This is a genomic window from Pseudodonghicola xiamenensis DSM 18339, assembly GCF_000429365.1.
Classification (GTDB): Bacteria; Pseudomonadota; Alphaproteobacteria; order Rhodobacterales; family Rhodobacteraceae; genus Pseudodonghicola; species Pseudodonghicola xiamenensis.
Genome location: NZ_AUBS01000007.1, coordinates 96,861 through 113,943, shown reverse-complemented (window position 1 = coordinate 113,943; position 17,083 = coordinate 96,861). Strand labels below are relative to the sequence as shown.

Here is a 17,083-nt window from a genome sequence, read left to right as displayed (position 1 = left end):
TTTTTTCCATCTTCCCGCGATGCCGGAGAAAAATCCGCCCGGTCGGTGCATTTTCCTCTTGCAGCCCCGGCCGGATATTTATATCTCACGCCTCACTCAAGGATGCGGGCGTAGCTCAGGGGTAGAGCACAACCTTGCCAAGGTTGGGGTCGTGAGTTCGAATCTCATCGCCCGCTCCAGAGAGTATAAAAGACCTACCCAAGGATGCGGGCGTAGCTCAGGGGTAGAGCACAACCTTGCCAAGGTTGGGGTCGTGAGTTCGAATCTCATCGCCCGCTCCAAAAAATCTCAGATGACTCTGAACAGATCACGACGGACCCCAGGCCCGTTTCGTGATCTTTCCGGTGTCCGTCCCGATCAGCCGCCAGTCAGTTCCCGGATCAGACCAGGGCCAGGCCACGCCGCCAGAACCGTAGCATCAGCAGCGCCGCTGCACAGGCAAGCCCGGCCACCAGCCCCAGCCAGATGCCAATGCCGCCCATGCCCCAGACAAACCCCAAAAGATAGGACGACGGCAGCCCCACCGCCCAGTAGGACAGCGCCGCAATCACCATCGGCATGGTGGTGTCCTGCACCCCACGCAACAGCCCCAGCGCCACCACCTGCCCACCATCGACCAGTTGGAACAGCGCCGCCACCGCCAAAAGCGCCGAACCAATGGCCATGATCTGCGCCCGCTCCGGATCGGCGGGATCAAGAAACAACCCGATCAGAACCTCGGGAGCCAGCAGAAATACCGCACTTGCCAGCAGCGCCAGACACAGCGACATCGCCGTCACCACCACGGCGCCGCGCGCCATATGCGCCCGATCGCCCCGACCAAAGGCATTTCCCGCCCGCACCGTCGCGGCATTCGACAGCCCCAGATGCAGCATGAAAGTGGCCGACGCCACCTGCAGCGCGATTCCGTGGGCGGCCAGCGGCACCGTCCCCAGCCAGCCCATCATCACGGCCGAAGCCGCAAACAGGCTGACCTCTGTCAGACTGGTGATACCGATGGGCAACCCCAGCCGGAACACCCGTGCGAACATCTCCCAATCCGGGCGCCAGAAGCGGCGAAACAGCTCCTGTTCGGGCAAGACCAACTCGACATAGAGCACCACCGCCAGGAACGAGATGCCCTGCGTGATGACCGATGCCAGCGCCGCCCCGCGCAGCCCCAGCGCCGGCATCCCCCAATGTCCGAAGATCAGCGCATAATTGGCCAAACCGTTGGCCAGCGCCGCCAGAACCGTGATCCACAACACGATCTGCGTCCGCTCCAGCGCCGCGAGATAGGATTTCAGCACCATCACCAGCAGCGCAGGCCCCATCCCCCAGCAGGCCACGCGCAGATACTGCGCGGCATCTGCCGCCACCTCGGGTTGCTGCCCCAAGGCGCGCAGGATCGGCCCGGACCACCACAGAAGCGGCAGCACCGCCGCCGCATAGAGCAGTGACAACCAGAGCCCCATGCGCGTGGCGCGCCGCGCGCTGGTCTCATCCCCGGCGGCAGAGGCGGCGGCAACCATCGGCATCACCGCCCAACCAAAGCCGGCCCCGGTCAGGAACAGGACGAAGAAATAGCTCGATGCAAGGGTGACCGCGGCCAGCGCCTCCACCCCGTACCACCCCAGCATCACGCTGTCGGTCAACCCGATGGCGAATTGCGCCAGATGCCCGCCGACCAGCGGCAGCCCCAAAAGTGCGACCGCCTTGACGTGGCCGATATATGACATCTCTTTGATCATATTTCTGGCCATAGACACCCCCCCGCCATCTGGCAAGCCGGGGCTTTCCGTCGCGACGCGTCCGGGAATTTTCGTTGCCGAAGGGCCGCAAGCGATTAGAGTGCCGACATGAGAACCGAGACCATTGATCTGAACGGCCACCCGTTCTTCCTGCGCCGCTGGGGCGACCCGGCCAATCCTCCGCTTTTGCTGCTGCATGGCTTTCCCGAATTCGGCGGCGCCTGGGCCGAACTGGCACCGCTTCTGGCCGAACGGTTCCATTGCATCGCCCCCGACCAGCGCGGCTATGGCCAAAGCTGGGCCCCCGATGACGTCGCTATGTATCGCACCTCGCAGTTGGTCGGCGACATGGCGGCGCTGATCGACCACCTCGGCGGCGGGCCGCTGACGGTGATGGGGCACGACTGGGGCGCGGCGGTGGCCTATGGGTTGGCGATGTTCCGCCCCGAACTGGTTGACCGTCTGATCATCGCCAACGGCGTCCACCCGGTGCCGTTCCAGCGGGCGCTGGCCCGGGGCGGCGATCAGGCCGAAGCCTCGCAATATATCCTGGCCCTGCGGCGCGAAGGCTCCGAGGAGCGGCTCGCCGCCAACGACTTCGCAAAGATGAAAGAGCTGTTCCTGGCCAAGATGGACCACGCCTGGATGACGCCTGCGAAACTGGCCGACTATGTCACAGAATGGTCGCGTCCGGGCCGGCTGAAGACGATGATCCACTGGTATCGCGCCTCTCCCCTGCAGGTGGCCAAACCCGGCGCGCCGATCACCGACCTGCCCGAACCGCCGAAAGACAAGCTGATGGTGCACTGCCCGCACCTGCTGATCTGGGGGCTGGGGGACACCGCGCTTTTGCCGGAAGCCACTGAGGGGCTTGAGGATTTCGCCCCCGACCTGACCCGGGTGGAGTTCAACGGGGCGGACCACTGGATCTGCCACCAGCTCCCGGCCCAGGTGGCACGCAGCATCCTGGAATGGTGCGACCGGCCCTGAATTCGCCCCTGAACTGGTCCTGATCCGTTTCCGATCTGGGCTTGGACCAGCTTCTGCCCGGCGCCGTTCTGGCCCGATCCCGGCGGGGCCACTTCCCCCCGCCGGGCAGCTCTGGCATACTGACCGCCAACCAAGACAAAGAGCAGCCCGAACATGCCCGACGATCTTCTCTCCGGATCCGCCCCCGAAACCTATGATGCCTCCTCGATCGAAGTGCTGGAGGGACTGGAGCCGGTGCGCAAACGCCCCGGCATGTATATCGGCGGCACCGACGAACGGGCGCTGCACCATATGGTGGCCGAAATCCTCGACAACTCGATGGACGAGGCGGTGGCAGGCTTTGCCAACCGGATCGAGGTGGAGCTGCACGCGGATTATTCGCTGACCGTCAAGGACAATGGCCGCGGCATTCCGATCGACCCGCACCCGAAATTCCCGGGCAAGAGCGCGCTCGAGGTGATCCTGTGCACGCTCCACGCCGGCGGCAAGTTCTCTGGCAAGGCCTATCAGACCTCGGGCGGGTTGCACGGCGTCGGCGCCTCGGTGGTCAATGCACTGTCGGATCTGATGGTGGTGCAGGTGGCCCGAGACAAGACGCTTTATGAACAGCGATTCTCCCGCGGTATCCCGCAAGGCCCGGTTGAAAAGATCGGCGCGGCACCGAACCGGCGCGGCACCTCGGTCACCTTCCACGCGGATGCCGAGATCTTCGGCTCGCACCGGTTCAAACCGGCGCGGCTGTTCAAGTCGATCCGCTCCAAGGCCTATCTGTTCTCCGGCGTCGAAATCCGCTGGAAATCCGAAATCGACGATGGCGAAACGCCGACCGAAGCCACCTTTCACTTTCCCGGCGGTCTGGCAGATTACCTGAAAGAGACGCTGGCCGGCGCCTCGACCTATGCCGATCAACCGTTTTCCGGCGTGGTCGAATTTCAGGAACGCTTCGGCACCCCGGGCAAGGTCGAATGGGCGATCAACTGGACACCGTCACGCGACGGGTTCATCCAGTCTTATTGCAACACGGTTCCGACCCCCGAAGGCGGCACCCATGAGGCCGGCTTCTGGGCCGCGATCCTCAAGGGCATCCGCGCCTATGGCGAGTTGGTGAACAATCGCAAGGCCAAGGACATCACCCGCGAGGATCTGACCACCGGCGGCTGCGCGCTGGTCTCCTGCTTTATCCGCGAGCCGGAATTCGTCGGCCAGACCAAGGACCGCCTTGCTACTGTCGAGGCCCAGCGGCTGGTCGAAAACGCGGTACGCGACCATTTCGACAACTGGCTGGCTGCCGATACCAAGAGCGCCGGCGCCATTCTGGATTTCCTGGTCCTGCGCGCCGAGGAACGGTTGCGCCGCCGGCAGGAAAAGGAAACCGCCCGCAAGACCGCCACCAAGAAGCTGCGCCTGCCCGGCAAGCTGGTCGACTGTTCGGCCACCAACCGAGACGGGACCGAACTGTTCATCGTCGAAGGCGACTCGGCCGGTGGCTCGGCCAAGATGGCGCGTGACCGCAAGACCCAGGCACTGCTGCCGCTGCGCGGCAAGATCCTCAACGTGCTGGGCGCCGCATCGAGCAAGCTGGGATCGAATGCCGAAATCTCGGACCTGAGCCAGGCCCTGGGCGTGGGGCTGGGCAGCAAGTTCAACATCGACGATCTGCGCTATGACAAGGTCATCATCATGACCGACGCCGATGTCGACGGGGCACATATCGCCTCGCTTCTGATGACCTTCTTCTTCACCCAGATGCGGCCGATGATCGACGCGGGCCACCTCTATCTGGCCTGCCCGCCGCTGTTCCGCCTGACCCAGGGTGCCCGCCGCGTCTATGCGCTGGACGAGGCAGAGCGTGACGTCTGGCTGGAGAAGGGGCTGGGCGGCAAGGGCAAGATCGACGTCAGCCGCTTCAAGGGTCTGGGCGAGATGGACGCCAAGGACCTGAAGGAAACCACCATGGACCCGAAATCGCGCAAGCTGATCCGGGTCACCATCGACGAGGACGAACCGGGCGAGACCGGCGATCTGGTGGAACGGCTGATGGGCAAGAAACCCGAGCTGCGGTTTCAGTACATCCAGGAGAACGCGCGGTTCGTCGAGGAGCTGGATGTGTGAGGGGATGACCCCCCTTTCAGCCAGCGCACACGGCAGGCTCGGCGCAATTCGCGAATTTTTCACAGCCTCTCGCCCGGACTGAAGGGTGGGGCGAAACGTGCCGGCCCTTGGGGACATATCCCCGAACAGCAAAAGGCCCGCCCCACCTGGGGACGGGCCTTTCTTAGATCTCTATCTAAGGATCAGTTGCCCGAAGCGGTCGGGAACACCGGGACGATGCCGCCGCTGGTGGCCTTGAGCACGGCCAGCCGCTCCGGTGTCTGGCCCAGCACCGGGGAAGAGCTCAGCGCCACCTGCATCCAGCTTGCCGCCACCTGCGGCGAAGCGACCTGAGCCCCGAAGCCGTCGCGCAGCTGATGGCTCACCATCTCAGCATAGCCGCCCTGCCCGGCTGCGCTCAGCAGCACGGCCGAAGCCAGCGCCATCTCCGCGTTGTCGGCCCGATAGCCTGCCCCCAGACAGACCTTGCCGCTCGCCACCAACTGATCCAACGGCTGCCCAGAGGCATCGAGGAACGCCCTGGTCGCGTCGATGACCTGCGCCGCCGGCGCGCTATCGATCGCCACGATCTGCGGCGCGATGGCCTGGGCGAGACCGTCACATTGCGTTTCGATCTGGCCCTGGCTCATGTTCGGGATCGTCGCCTCGATCCGGGTGGTATCAGACATCGCCTGCATGCGGGCCAGGCAGAACTGTTCGTTCAGCGCGAAGGCCGGATCGGTGATCTTGCCGGGCGCGCTGAGCCCGCCATTGGCGGCGGTGCGCACGTTGACCTGATCGCATTGATCACGCATTGATTTCTGCGCAGCGGAAACCCCGAAGGTGGGCAATGCGGTGCTGGCGGTATCCGCCCGGGTGCTGACCGGTTCGGGCTGGGTCGGCGCGGGAACCGGCATCGGGACAGCGGACGCGGCCGTCTGCGTCCCCGGCGTGGCGATCCCCAGCTGTTCGTTGCGATAGGTGCGCAGCAACCCGGCATAGCCCTGCGTCGCCACGATCTGATTATAGGGCGCCACATTTCCCCCTGCCATCGCCCGTTGATGGCTGTTCAACAGAAAATCCCGCTCGTGCGGATCGAGATATCCATCCACCGAATACCCCATATCCGCCTGATACCGGCGAATGCCGCTGCGGCTGTTGCTGCCCAACACGCCGTCGGCCGTCCCGACGTTATAGCCGAAATAATTCAGCGCCTGCTGCACCTGGCGGTTGGCCTCGCGCTGCGAAGACGAGACCGAACTGCGCTGAACGGTGGTATTGCGCTGTTGCTGCAGCAATTGCTGTTGCTGCTGCTGTTGGCGCTGCTTGTTCTTGTTCACCTCGTTGACGATGATCCCGCCCAGGATCGCGCCCCCGATCAGAGAGGTCGCATCATTGGCCTGAGCCCGACCAGCCCCCACCACCACGGTGCTGGCAATCACGAAAGACGCACAAATATTACGTTTCAACATGTTAAATCCTTTCAGACAGGCAGACCGCTCAAGGCTCCCACGGGAAACCTCCGCTCTTCCACGACACGGCCTGTTGCATCAAATCAACAGATTGCCGAAAGGATGATCCTCTGCCGCGCTTGCTGTCAAGATTGCCGCGGGAAACGCACCCTCGCAGGCAAAGCGTCGCTGACCGGCACCAAACGCATCAACCGAAGCGGGCACGGTCAACCTCGACACTCGCCACCGGGTCGTGATTTTCCATACCCGGACTGTAGAATCGCAGTCCGGCCCGACCGCCGCGCTTGGCCGCATAGAGCGCCACATCCGCCTGGCCGAGCAGCTTGAGAGGATCGCTGGCCGGCTGTTCGGTCGAAATCGCGATACCGATACTGGTTGAAATCCGGCAGCTCTGGCCATGAAAGCGCATCGGCTGTTCCACCCGGTCGATCAGCCGCCGCGCGATACGCTGCAGCCGGGGCCTGTCGGTCAGGTGGTCGAAGATGATGACGAATTCATCCCCCCCAGCCCGGGCGACCGTATCCTCGCGCCGGGTCTCCTCGACCAGAACGCGGGCGACCTGCTGCAGCACGTAATCCCCGGCCGCATGGCCCAGGGTGTCGTTCACCTGCTTGAAGAAATCCAGGTCGATATGCATCAGCGCATAGGGCATGCCGCCGCTGGCCCTGCGCGCCATGACATGTTCCATCGCCCGCCGGTTCTTCAGCCCGGTCAACGTGTCGGTGAACGCCTGTTCCTCGGCCGAGATCTTGGCCGCCTGCAACCGCAGGTTCAACTGGCGCGACGCCTCCATCGCCACCGAATTCGCTTCGGCCAGATAAAGAAGCTCGATCGCCGGGTCGGTCGAGGAAAAATCCGCGCTGGTCAGATGATAGTCGCGGACCGCCTCGACCACCGAAATGCCGAATGACAACTTGACCACCGCGCCGCCACCGATGCCGACAATAAGCCCCTTCATCGCAGTCTTGCGGGCATCGCGAAAACTGAGATTCAGCTTCCCCCCCTTGGCGTTCAGCAGATCGGCAAAACTGCCGACACAGCGCGGTCGCGCAAGTTCGAAAAGATCGAGAAACCGTTCCCCCTTGAGCTCCCGGTCGGGGCGAATCTTCTGCAGGGTCGGGCCGACGCGGGTGATCACCCCCTCCTCGTTCAGAAGAAGGTACATCGGGCACAGCATGTCCAGCATCCGGACCAGGTCTGTATTGTCGATCATCCGGCGCGCACTCCCAACTCAAAGCTCCGCCCTTCGCTGAAGGCGGATTCAACCAAGGTGATCGCGATCACTTCTGCCCCGTCATGGGCGCCGGCATGCTCCAGCATCACCAAGGCCCCATAATCGTCAGCCATGGCCCGCAGGATCCCCATCATCACCCAGCCGAACCCCGGCAGGCCCGGCGCACAGGTCAGGCTGAATTGGCCCTGCCGAATCTCCCGCAATTCCATCGCCGGCAAAATCAGATCGCTGACCGCCAATCGCGCCCTCCCGGGCAATTCATCCAGGGAATAGAGGAAATCGACATAGGTTTCCCCACCGAACCGCAGCAGGCGCCGAAGCGCCTCAACCGCCGGGTGCGAAACCAGATAGGTGCCCAGATCCTCGAGAATTTCGGATCGCTCACGGCGCAGCTCGGTGCTGAGCGCATCAAGAACGGCATCCGTCAGATCGTCATCATAGGTCAGCATCGCCTCGAAATCAGAAAACCCCAATCCCGCAGCCTCTGTCACATCGTGCCAGCGGTCTTCCCCATACGTGTTGCAGACGAAAGATTGGATCGCCCTGTTGACCAGACCGTGCATGCGCACCCCCGAGTTTTCCGTTAATGCAGCATGGCAGAAAATTGATTAACAAAGCCCCAACAAACGGCCGTCTCCGCTTGAAAGACAGGGCTCAACGCCCGCCAAGCAACCCTGAGGAGAAGCTGCGGTGCGAAAGTCTGCCTGCCCGGTCCTTCGTCCCTTTTCCCGGGCGATGGAAATGGTGACAGCGACCTGCTCCGCCCCCGCCTCAGACCCTCCTCCGTCTTATGGCTCGGCTGCCGCAAGCCCCCCATCTCCAGGCGAAGACGGCGAGACAAAGAAAGCCCCCGACAAAGCAAGACGTGTTCATGGGACATGCCGCCCCTGATCGGCCGGCGCCGTCACCTGCAGGTCAGATCAGCGGCGCGCCGCCAGCCAATCCGGGATATGACCGATATCAGGCAGCACCGCATCGGCATGGGGCGCCAGCTCCTCGATGCCGGCGACCCCGGTCAACACCCCCAGCGTAGCCATGCCAGCAGCGCGCCCAGCAATCAGATCGTGGGTACTGTCGCCCACCATCGCCGTGCGCCCCGGCGCCACCCCCACCGCGTCGCAGAAGGCCAGCAGTGGATCGGGGGCCGGCTTGGCACCATATCCACTGTCGAAACCAGCGACAAAGGCGAACCGGTCCAGCACCCCCGCACCGCCCAGTTGCGCCCGGGCGCTATATTCGGTGTCATTGGTCATCACCCCCAGCCTGAGGCCCTGCGCCGAAAGCGCATCAAGGAACGCAGCCAACGGCACCGCCGGCGCCAGGGGCGCCTCCGCTGCACTGAGCGTCAGGTGGCGCTCTATCTCCTCGACGCTGCGATCGGGGAGTGCCGAGGCAATATATTCCGCCGCCTCCCGGTTGGTCCCGGCGATCACCGGGCTGTCGGGCAGAAAGCTGTTGCTGTCCAGATCGAAGCGCATCGCATCGGCCATGGCACGGGCCAGATTGGCATCGCCCCCGGCCAGATCGTCGATCACCCGGCGCGACCAGACATTCCAGGTGGCGCCGAAATCGAACAGGGTGCCGTCCTTGTCAAAGAGAATGGCGTCGATGGGCATTGCGGGCGCTCCTTTGGCGTCGGCTCTCAGGTCCAGTTAATCTGCGCCCCGCCGGGCAACGCGGCGCGGGCCTTCATCAGGCTATCATATGGGGTCTGAACGCTGTCGCAAAAGGCCATGACCCAGGCATCGTCCATCATCAGGAAATCCAGCACGGCTGCCAGGAACACGGGATCCGCCGCCCGCGCGCGAAGCTCGTCCTCACCTGCGCCCGTGGCGCCGAGAAAGACCGGCAGCAACTCATCATTGGTGACCAGCCAGCCCAGCGCCTGCAAGGCAAGGGTCTCAGCCGTATCAGATGAAAAACTCATGAGAAATCCGCATGCTGCAAGAACAGGGTTCGCTCAGTCCTGCGTTATTTGCGGGCGCCCGTCAATCGAAAGCGCCGCCGGTCAGCCCACCAGGCGCGGCGGTTGACGCGGTGCGGCGATCATCGGCGCGAGCTCCTCGGTCGCATAGCCCAGACTGGCGGCACCGCCTGTCTCGATCAACTGGCGCAGCAGGAACCGCGCGGTCTGCAAGGTCTGGACCCGGAAATAATCCTCATACGGATCGCCTGCCTCGACCGCGGCGAGCGGCGTCTGCGGTCGCGGACACAGCACCAGCAGCCCACCTTCGACATAAATGGCCTCCTCCTGCGGAAAGATCAGGGTGACCGTGGAACGTTCGGGCCCGACCTCGGCCTCGGCGATACGCCGCAGCCCCGACAGCGCGCGGGCAGGAACGGCGACAAAGGCCTCTCCCAGAATTTGCTGTGCCGCTTCACTTTCCACCAGAAGCTCCTGATCCGCCATCAGCCACAACGGCGCCTGATTGCCAAGCGCGCCCGGCGGCACCCGCAGCGCCCGCCCCGCAGCGGCGCCACGCTCCTCTCCAGCGGTCAACCGATCCCGCTGCACGTCGATCACCGGCTGAAAACCATGATCGAAACTCAGTACCCGATCACCGATGCGCAATGCCTCGACCGGGCGCCAGCCTGCCGCCGTCGCCACTTGGGTGCCGGCCATGACCCCCGCCTGCCCCGTGATCAGCATCCCCCCGAGCGGATGCGCCACCTCCTCGGGCAGCGGATCGGCACGCATCAGATCGCGCAGCAATTTCAGCATCAAGGGGCCTTTCGCTCAGCGGTTCTGCAGGTCCCGCAGACCGGCTCAAACCATGATGCAGCCACAAGAGCCGGCCAGCTGGCCCGCGATGGGCCCGAAATGGGGAAAACTCATGTCATTGTTTCGCATTATCCGCCAATCCCCCAAATAACGACGGGACTGGCGCATTTTCTTCGGGAAATACCGCCTCCCCCGACGGGATGGCTCAGCCGAAATCATAGCCGAAACGGTCGATATCCTGCGCGCAGGCCTCTGCCACCGCCTCCGCCGCGCGGGGGGTATAGATCGCAGGATAATCGGCCTCAGGGCCCGAGCGGTTCTCATGAGGCAGTTCCAACGAGAAACCCAGATGGGCAACGAGCGGCGCGGCATCCTCAGCGAAGCGTTCGAGCCGGATATAAGCCGCGCATTGCTCGCGCCCGTCAGAACGACGCATGTAAGACGGAAACGGATGGGCGCGAAAGGCGGCACGGGTGTCGCCATGGGTGACAAACCCCTCAAAGCTCAGCGCCCCGGCCAGCCGCACCGCCGGGTGATCGAAGGATTGCAACCGCAGCCAACGATAATAGCTCAGCGCCCGGGCCCAGGGATTGCGCACCAGGGTAAAGGCGAAAAGCCCGTCCAGCAGGCTGTCCGGCACCAGCCCCTCGATATCGGCCAGGGTCGAATGCTTCCACAGCCGCCCCTGCGCCGGCGCCGAATGCAACCGATGCCGCCGCCGCCGCGCCTTCGGAGTATCCCCCAGCATCAGGTCGTCCTTCATCGCCCGCGCCTCCAGCGCCAACGCCAGAGAGGTGCCTCCGGTCTTGGGGATATGGATAAAGACGTAACCGCGCCCGGGGCTGAGGATCATGCGCCAGAAGCTAACTGATTTCGAACCGGTCGCAAGAGCCCGGCAAAGGCTCCGCCTACCTGAAACCGAGTCATTGCCATCACCCGAAACACCCGAAAACGCCGCCGCGCATGTTCCGGGCTTGCAAAACCCCAAACGTATTCTTAAATTCGAATACAAAGGCGCCAGGGCGCGCCTGCCACCAAGAGGACTTGAAGATGACCATTCACAACGCTGTCACCGCCTTTGCGGGGTTCATGGTTCTGCTGTCGGTTGCCCTGACCTATTGGGTGTCGCCCTATTGGGTATGGCTGACCGTTTTTGTCGGTGCCAACCTGCTGCAATCTTCCTTCACCGGCTTTTGCCCGGCGGCAATGATCTTTGCCAAGATGGGGCTCAAACCCTCCTGATCCGGGAACACCAGCGACATGTCGCCCCGGGAGCAAAGGCGTTTGCCGCCCGGGTGCGCGGCGTGCTAGGGTGGTCTCAAAAATACCCGAGGCACGACAGAAACACCTGACATGACGGCGCTGCGCGAATACGAACGGCTGGAGGCCAGTGGCCTGTGGCGCCGCAGTCTCGAAGACCAGCGGCGCGAGGTGATTGTCTCGGTCGGCGAGGCGACGCTCACCATCAGTGACATGGCCGACCGTGCGCTGACCCATTGGTCGCTGGCTGCGGTCGTGCGGTACAATCCCGGTGTGCTACCCGCGATCTATCACCCCGACGGCGACCCCGATGAGACGCTGGAACTCGCTGATGGCGAGGATGCGATGATCGAGGCGATCGAACGCATTCGCACCGCGATCTCGCGCTCCCGTCCCCGGCCGGGCCGGCTGCGCCTGGCCAGCGTCAGCGCCAGCCTTGCCGCAGTGCTGGTGTTACTGGTCTTCTGGCTTCCCGGTGCGCTGCAGCGGCATGCGACCCAGGTTGTCCCCGACATCAAGCGTCAGGAAATCGGCCAGACCCTGCTGCGGCGGATCGAACGGGTCACTGGCAAGGCCTGTGAGACACCCGAAGGTCTGACGATCCTGAACCGGTTGGCCCGACGCACCGGCACCGGGCGCTTGGTGGTGCTGCGCACCGGCGTGCAAACCACCCTGCATCTACCCGGCGATATCATCCTGCTCAACCGCGACCTGATCGAAAACTACGAGGATCCCGCCGTCGCCGCCGGTTTCATCCTTGCCGAGCAAAGTCGTGCCACCGAAAACGATCCGCTTGCCGATCTGCTGCGCTATGGCGGGCCAGTGGCAAGTTTCCGGCTGCTGACCACCGGAGAGGTCAGCCACGACACGCTGGACAGCTACGCCGAACATGTCCTGACAGCCGGCCGGCCATCACAGGACCCGACCATCCTGCTGAAGGCCTTCGACGAGGCGCAGGTTCCCACGTCACCCTATGCCCTCACACTCGACCCCAGCGGCGAAACGGTTCAGGAACTGATCGACGCCGACCCGATGGCCGGAAAGGACGGCGACCCAGTGCTGCCCGATCGCGATTGGGTGATACTGCAGGGGATCTGCGGCGGCTGATACGCTGACGCCCTGAGCGGGCGCCCTTCTTCCTGCCGTGAAAGCCGCAAACCGGCCCGGAGAAGATCGGCAGCCTTCAGGCAGAGAGGCTTAGCGCCCTTCAAAGGCCGCGTCTTTGCCCGCCTCAGGCGCGGATCGGGTCGACAGCCGCACAACCGCCATCTCCGTCTTGGTCGGAGAGGCGAGGGTCCCTGCCGGCGCCGCCACGACGGGACGATCAGTCTTGACCGGAACCAGGCGCCGCGGCACCGTCTTGGTCCAGATCATATCGGTCTGGGCATCGCCGACGGCTGTGCGCATTCCGCGCTGCGTGTTCAGCCGGTCGTCACCCCGCCCCGTTGCTACATAGCCTGACGGGACATGCGGTGGCTGGTCGATCTGCGCCGGCATCAGGCTGAATTCGGCCCGATGCGGGTTCAGCCGATCATCCGACCAGACCGGACGGTACCCCTTGGGCACCGTGATCCCATCGGTGTTCTGGCGCTGATCATAAACGTGGCGCGGCACCACCCGGGTATCGGGCGTATAGGGCTGGAGCGTCGACGGGGCGCTTGCCTCCATCCGCGCGGACAGCACCGGCACATCCTGTTGCGGCCCGCATCGCACCCCCGGCCCGCGGTTGATATATTGCTGACTGAGGGCCGAAGCATTTGCGCAGGGACCAGCCGCTGCCGACTGCTGGGCCCGCGAGCTCGGCGCGGCTGCGGTCGCGACAGAGGCAACCTTGCGGCGGGGCGCCGGTGCCGACGCCTTGGCCGGCGCCGCGGCAACCGGCTGCGATGCCGGACGAGGTTGCGCGGCGGCAGGCGCCGGCCGATCTTCCGGTGCCAGGGTGATCTCGACAGGCTTCGGCGCCGGAACCGGCGCAGGCGCAGCCGTCGTCGCCGCGGTCTGGCTGCCGAAGGTCGGCTGATAGCCGCAAATCAACTGACGCCCCCGTGTCACCCGCGGCACCCATGTCACATTGCCGTCGATCCCCGCACGAATGAACATGCAGCCGCGACTGTCGACATATTGCTTGCCCGCGAAAGAGGTCGGGGGAAATTCCGCCGGGGCGGCGCCGGCATCCGACCGCATGTCCTGCGCGCTGGCCCCGAGCGGACCGATAGCGGCAGCGATCAATGTGGCGACCATAACCCTTGTAAAATTCATCCGCACCCCCACAAGATATGCCGCAGGATGCCGCAAATTCCAACCTGAGTAAAGTGGCCTCTTCCCGGGAAACCCGGCCTATTTGGTGCCGAACATCCGGTCCCCGGCATCGCCCAGCCCGGGCATGATATAGCCCTTGCTGTTCAGCCCGCGATCGAGCGAGGCAGTGACGATCGGCACATCGGGATGCGCCTCTCTCATCCGTTCGACGCCCTCGGGCGCGGCCAGCAGGCAGAGAAAGCGGATATCGCTGGCGCCGGCCTGTTTCAGCAGGTCGATGGCCGCAGCCGAGCTGTTGCCGGTGGCCAGCATCGGATCGACCACGATGACCATGCGGTCATTCATCCCCTCAGGCACCTTGAAGTAATATTGCACCGGCTTCAGCGTCTCTTCGTCACGGTAGAGGCCGATGAAGCCGACTCGGGCAGAAGGCACCAGTTGCAGCACACCGTCGAGCATGCCGTTCCCGGCCCGCAGGATCGACACCACCGCCAGTTTCTTGCCCGCCAGGATCGGCGCATCCATTTCCTCCAGCGGGGTTTCGATGGCCCGGGTGGTCATCGGCATCTCGCTGGTGATCTCATAGGCCAGCAGCAGAGTGATCTCGTGCAGCAGCCGGCGAAATTCGGCCGAAGAGGCGCCCTTGTCCCGCATCAGGGTCAGCTTGTGCTGAACCAGCGGGTGATCGACGACGGTGAGCAGATCGTGAAGCGCGTGCATGGCGAAGTCTCCGGACAGATCGGTAGCGATCTTTCTGTATTAGGCCGGGCATGCCCTCACCCGCAAGCGGCAAGGCGGGAACAGGGTCACAGGAAGCTGCGCCCCGGCCCGCGGTCCGCCAACCCCAGATGGTCGGCGATACTGGCGGCGACATCGACAAAAGCCACCTGCCCCAGCGCCCTGGCGCCACGCCCCGCGCCCAACACCGGCACCCGTTCGCGGGTGTGATCGGTGCCGCTCCAGCTTGGATCGTTGCCATGATCTGCGGTCAGGATCATCAGATCGCCGGGCCGCAGCCGGGGCAGGAGCGCGCCGATTTCGGCATCGAACCATTCCAGCGCCCGGGCATAGCCGGCGATATCGCGGCGATGACCATAGAGGCTGTCGAATTCGACGAAATTGGCAAAGGTCAGGCTGCCCTCCTCGGCGCCGTCGACCAGGGTGGAGAGCTGCCGCATCAGATCGGCATCGGGGCCTTTGACGACATCGTCGATGCCCTGCATGGAAAAGATATCGCCGATCTTGCCCACCCCATGTACCCAGCCGCCCACCGCCTGTACCCAATCGGTCAGTACCGGCGCCGGCGGGGTGATGGCATAGTCATGCCGATGTGCAGTGCGGGTGAACCCTGTTTCCGGGCTGCCGACAAAGGGGCGCGCGATCACCCGCCCCACCTTCATCGCATGCAGGATCGGCGCCACATCGGCGCAAAGTTTCAGCAGCCGGTCGAGGCCGAAGGTCTCTTCGTGCGCGGCGATCTGGAACACGCTGTCGGCGGAGGTATAGCAGATCGGCCAGCCGGTCCGCAGATGCTCGGCCCCGAGGCGGGTCAGAATTTCGGTCCCCGAGGCGTGGCAATCGCCTAGAATGCCTTCGGTGCCGGCAGCGCGGGCCACTGCCGCACTCAGATCGGCGGGAAAGGCGGGGATCGTGTCCGGGAAATAATGCCAGTCCCAGGGCACTGGCAGGCCGGCCAGCTCCCAATGCCCAGAGGGCGTATCCTTGCCGGGCGACACCTCGGTCGCCGCCCCCCAGAGGCCTTGTGGCGTGACCCCAAGCCCCGGCACATCAGCGCCGGAGGCAAGGCGCACCGCCGCCCCCAGCCCCAGCGCATCCAGATTGGGCAGGCAGAGCGGGCCGGCGCGACCCTGATCAGCGCGGCCTGCGGCGCAGGCTTGGGCGATATGGGCCAGCGTATTGGCGCCGTTGTCCGGGCGCGTGCCATTGAAGAAGCGATCCGCATCCGGCGCGCCGCCGATGCCGACGGAATCCATCACCACCAGAAAGGCGCGGCTCACCGGGTGATCCTTTCGCGCACCAAGGCCGGCAGCGGGGCCGGCTTCGGCCCGATGGTGATTGCCGCCCGCACCGCCTGCGCCGCCCCGCGCGCCGCATCCTCCCGCGCGGCGTGGATCATGGCCAGCGGCGTGCCCCGCCCGACCTTGGCCCCCAGCCGGATCACCCCTGACAGGCCGACAGCGGGGTTGATGACATCGTGTTCCACCTGACGCCCGCCGCCCAAGGCCACCACGGCCAGGCCCAGCGCCTCGCCATCAATGGCGGTGACAAAGCCTTCGTCCCGCGCGGTGACCTCATGCATGACATCGGCCTCGGGCAGGTAACGCACCCAGTTGTCGACAAAGCCCGTGGGACCGCCCTGTGCCGCGATCATCCGGCCGCAACGCTCTGCCGCCAGCCCCTCGGCGATCACCCTGCGGATTTGCTCGGCACCGGCCTCGGCATCCGGTGCCAACCCGGCATCAGCCAGCAATTGACCACCCAGCGCCGCCGTCAGATCAGCCAGCGGCCCGGCCTCGCCCCCGGTCAGCACCCGCATCGCGGCGTCAACCTCGACCGCATTACCCAGCGCCGATGCCAAAGGCTGCGACATATCGGTGATCAGGGCCGAAGCCTTGCAGCCCGCCGCATTGGCGGTCTCGACCAGCGCCTGCGCCAGGGCGCGCGCCTCGCCTTCAGTCTTCATGAAAGCGCCACTGCCCAGTTTGACGTCCAGCACCAGCGCCTGCGGCGCTTCGGCCAGTTTCTTCGACAGGATCGAGGCGGTGATCAGATCGAGGCTCTCGACCGTGCCGGTCACATCGCGCACCACATAAAGGCGCTTGTCCGCCGGCGCGATCCGGGCCGAGGCGCCGGCGATCACGCAACCCGCCTTGGCGACGATCTGCGGCAGAACATCCTGCGGGATCTGGGTAGAGACCCCGGGGATTGCCTCCAGCTTGTCCAGCGTACCACCGGTATGGCCCAGCCCCCGGCCCGAGATCATCGGCACATATGCCCCGCAAGCCGCCAACGCCGGCGCCAGCACCAGGGACACGCAGTCCCCCACCCCGCCGGTCGAATGCTTGTCCACCACCGGACCGTCAAGCCCCCAACCCATCACCTCGCCACTGTCGCGCATCGCCAGGGTCAACGCGGTGCGCCCCTCGGCCCCGAGATCGCCACGACAGACCCCCATGGCGAAGGCCCCGGCCTGGGCATCGCTGACCCGACCATCGGCCAGACCTTCGGCGAACCAGCGCAAGTCCTCGACAGACGGCACTTCCCCCCGACGCAGCCGGGACAGGATCGCACGTGCATCGCTCAT

Annotated in this window: 16 protein-coding genes and 2 tRNA genes; 6 read left to right on the top strand and 12 right to left on the bottom strand. The window is 64.8% G+C overall.

Annotated elements, in window-relative coordinates:
- Nucleotides 1-104 precede the first annotated feature (104 nt).
- Nucleotides 105-179: transfer RNA gene (locus G455_RS0110075), tRNA-Gly, on the top strand.
- Between the two features lie 27 nt (nucleotides 180-206).
- Nucleotides 207-281, top strand: a tRNA-Gly gene (locus G455_RS0110070).
- A 99-nt stretch (nucleotides 282-380) separates the two neighbouring features.
- On the opposite strand, the gene G455_RS0110065 is transcribed toward G455_RS0110070, so the two are convergent.
- A complete protein-coding gene (locus tag G455_RS0110065) occupies nucleotides 381-1,718 on the bottom strand; it encodes an MATE family efflux transporter (RefSeq protein ID WP_229861769.1) in 1,338 nt (445 codons plus the stop codon).
- Nucleotides 1,719-1,838: 120 nt separating this feature from the next.
- Here G455_RS0110065 and G455_RS0110060 point away from each other — a divergent pair, with 120 nt between their 5' ends.
- Together G455_RS0110060 and parE are read left to right on the top strand one after the other, a co-directional pair.
- The gene (locus tag G455_RS0110060; protein ID WP_028093592.1) at nucleotides 1,839-2,720 is read left to right on the top strand and encodes an alpha/beta fold hydrolase; all 882 of its coding nucleotides are present in this window, start codon (nucleotides 1,839-1,841) and stop codon (nucleotides 2,718-2,720) included.
- Between the two features lie 153 nt (nucleotides 2,721-2,873).
- Entirely contained in the window at nucleotides 2,874-4,832 is a 1,959-nt protein-coding gene (gene parE, locus G455_RS0110055; protein WP_028093591.1) for a DNA topoisomerase IV subunit B, read from the top strand.
- 182 nt (nucleotides 4,833-5,014) lie between these two features.
- On the opposite strand, the gene G455_RS0110050 is transcribed toward parE, so the two are convergent.
- The 7 genes from G455_RS0110050 to G455_RS0110020 all read right to left on the bottom strand — a co-directional run bounded on the left by G455_RS0110050 (nucleotide 5,015) and on the right by G455_RS0110020 (nucleotide 11,092).
- Nucleotides 5,015-6,283 carry a peptidoglycan-binding domain-containing protein gene (locus tag G455_RS0110050; RefSeq protein WP_028093590.1) on the bottom strand — a complete coding sequence of 423 codons (1,269 nt, stop codon included), beginning with the start codon at nucleotides 6,281-6,283 and terminating at the stop codon, nucleotides 5,015-5,017.
- Nucleotides 6,284-6,470: 187 nt separating this feature from the next.
- Nucleotides 6,471-7,496: a GGDEF domain-containing protein gene (locus tag G455_RS0110045; RefSeq protein ID WP_028093589.1), complete on the bottom strand. Its 1,026-nt coding sequence runs from the start codon at nucleotides 7,494-7,496 to the stop codon at nucleotides 6,471-6,473.
- Nucleotides 7,493-8,080 (bottom strand): heme NO-binding domain-containing protein, encoded by a 588-nt coding sequence (locus G455_RS0110040; RefSeq protein WP_028093588.1) that lies wholly within the window; start codon nucleotides 8,078-8,080, stop codon nucleotides 7,493-7,495. The genes G455_RS0110045 and G455_RS0110040 overlap by 4 nt, the downstream gene beginning before the upstream one ends.
- Before the next feature lie 357 nt (nucleotides 8,081-8,437).
- On the bottom strand, nucleotides 8,438-9,133 hold the full coding sequence (locus G455_RS0110035; protein WP_028093587.1) for an HAD family hydrolase: 696 nt from the start codon (nucleotides 9,131-9,133) through the stop codon (nucleotides 8,438-8,440).
- Between the two features lie 26 nt (nucleotides 9,134-9,159).
- Nucleotides 9,160-9,444, bottom strand: coding sequence for a DUF3572 domain-containing protein (locus G455_RS0110030; protein WP_028093586.1), 285 nt, complete (start codon nucleotides 9,442-9,444; stop codon nucleotides 9,160-9,162).
- 81 nt (nucleotides 9,445-9,525) lie between these two features.
- Complete coding sequence (locus G455_RS23755) at nucleotides 9,526-10,239, bottom strand: Hint domain-containing protein (protein ID WP_051312347.1); 714 nt, start codon at nucleotides 10,237-10,239, stop codon at nucleotides 9,526-9,528.
- A gap of 205 nt (nucleotides 10,240-10,444) precedes the next feature.
- Nucleotides 10,445-11,092: a sulfotransferase family 2 domain-containing protein gene (locus G455_RS0110020; protein WP_028093585.1), complete on the bottom strand. Its 648-nt coding sequence runs from the start codon at nucleotides 11,090-11,092 to the stop codon at nucleotides 10,445-10,447.
- A 197-nt stretch (nucleotides 11,093-11,289) separates the two neighbouring features.
- Between G455_RS0110020 and G455_RS0110015 the strand changes: the two genes are divergently transcribed.
- Together G455_RS0110015 and G455_RS0110010 are read left to right on the top strand one after the other, a co-directional pair.
- On the top strand, nucleotides 11,290-11,481 hold the full coding sequence (locus G455_RS0110015) for a YgaP family membrane protein (protein WP_028093584.1): 192 nt from the start codon (nucleotides 11,290-11,292) through the stop codon (nucleotides 11,479-11,481).
- A gap of 111 nt (nucleotides 11,482-11,592) precedes the next feature.
- A complete protein-coding gene (locus tag G455_RS0110010) occupies nucleotides 11,593-12,606 on the top strand; it encodes a hypothetical protein (RefSeq protein ID WP_028093583.1) in 1,014 nt (337 codons plus the stop codon).
- A gap of 90 nt (nucleotides 12,607-12,696) precedes the next feature.
- On the opposite strand, the gene G455_RS23750 is transcribed toward G455_RS0110010, so the two are convergent.
- The 4 genes from G455_RS23750 to G455_RS0109990 form a co-directional block, all read right to left on the bottom strand.
- Nucleotides 12,697-13,758 (bottom strand): SPOR domain-containing protein, encoded by a 1,062-nt coding sequence (locus G455_RS23750; protein ID WP_154664362.1) that lies wholly within the window; start codon nucleotides 13,756-13,758, stop codon nucleotides 12,697-12,699.
- A 78-nt stretch (nucleotides 13,759-13,836) separates the two neighbouring features.
- Nucleotides 13,837-14,478, bottom strand: a complete 642-nt coding sequence (gene upp, locus G455_RS0110000) for a uracil phosphoribosyltransferase (protein ID WP_028093582.1) — start codon at nucleotides 14,476-14,478, stop codon at nucleotides 13,837-13,839.
- A gap of 86 nt (nucleotides 14,479-14,564) precedes the next feature.
- The gene (locus tag G455_RS0109995; protein WP_028093581.1) at nucleotides 14,565-15,776 is read right to left on the bottom strand and encodes a phosphopentomutase; all 1,212 of its coding nucleotides are present in this window, start codon (nucleotides 15,774-15,776) and stop codon (nucleotides 14,565-14,567) included.
- A complete protein-coding gene (locus G455_RS0109990) occupies nucleotides 15,773-17,083 on the bottom strand; it encodes a thymidine phosphorylase (protein WP_028093580.1) in 1,311 nt (436 codons plus the stop codon). The genes G455_RS0109995 and G455_RS0109990 overlap by 4 nt, the downstream gene beginning before the upstream one ends.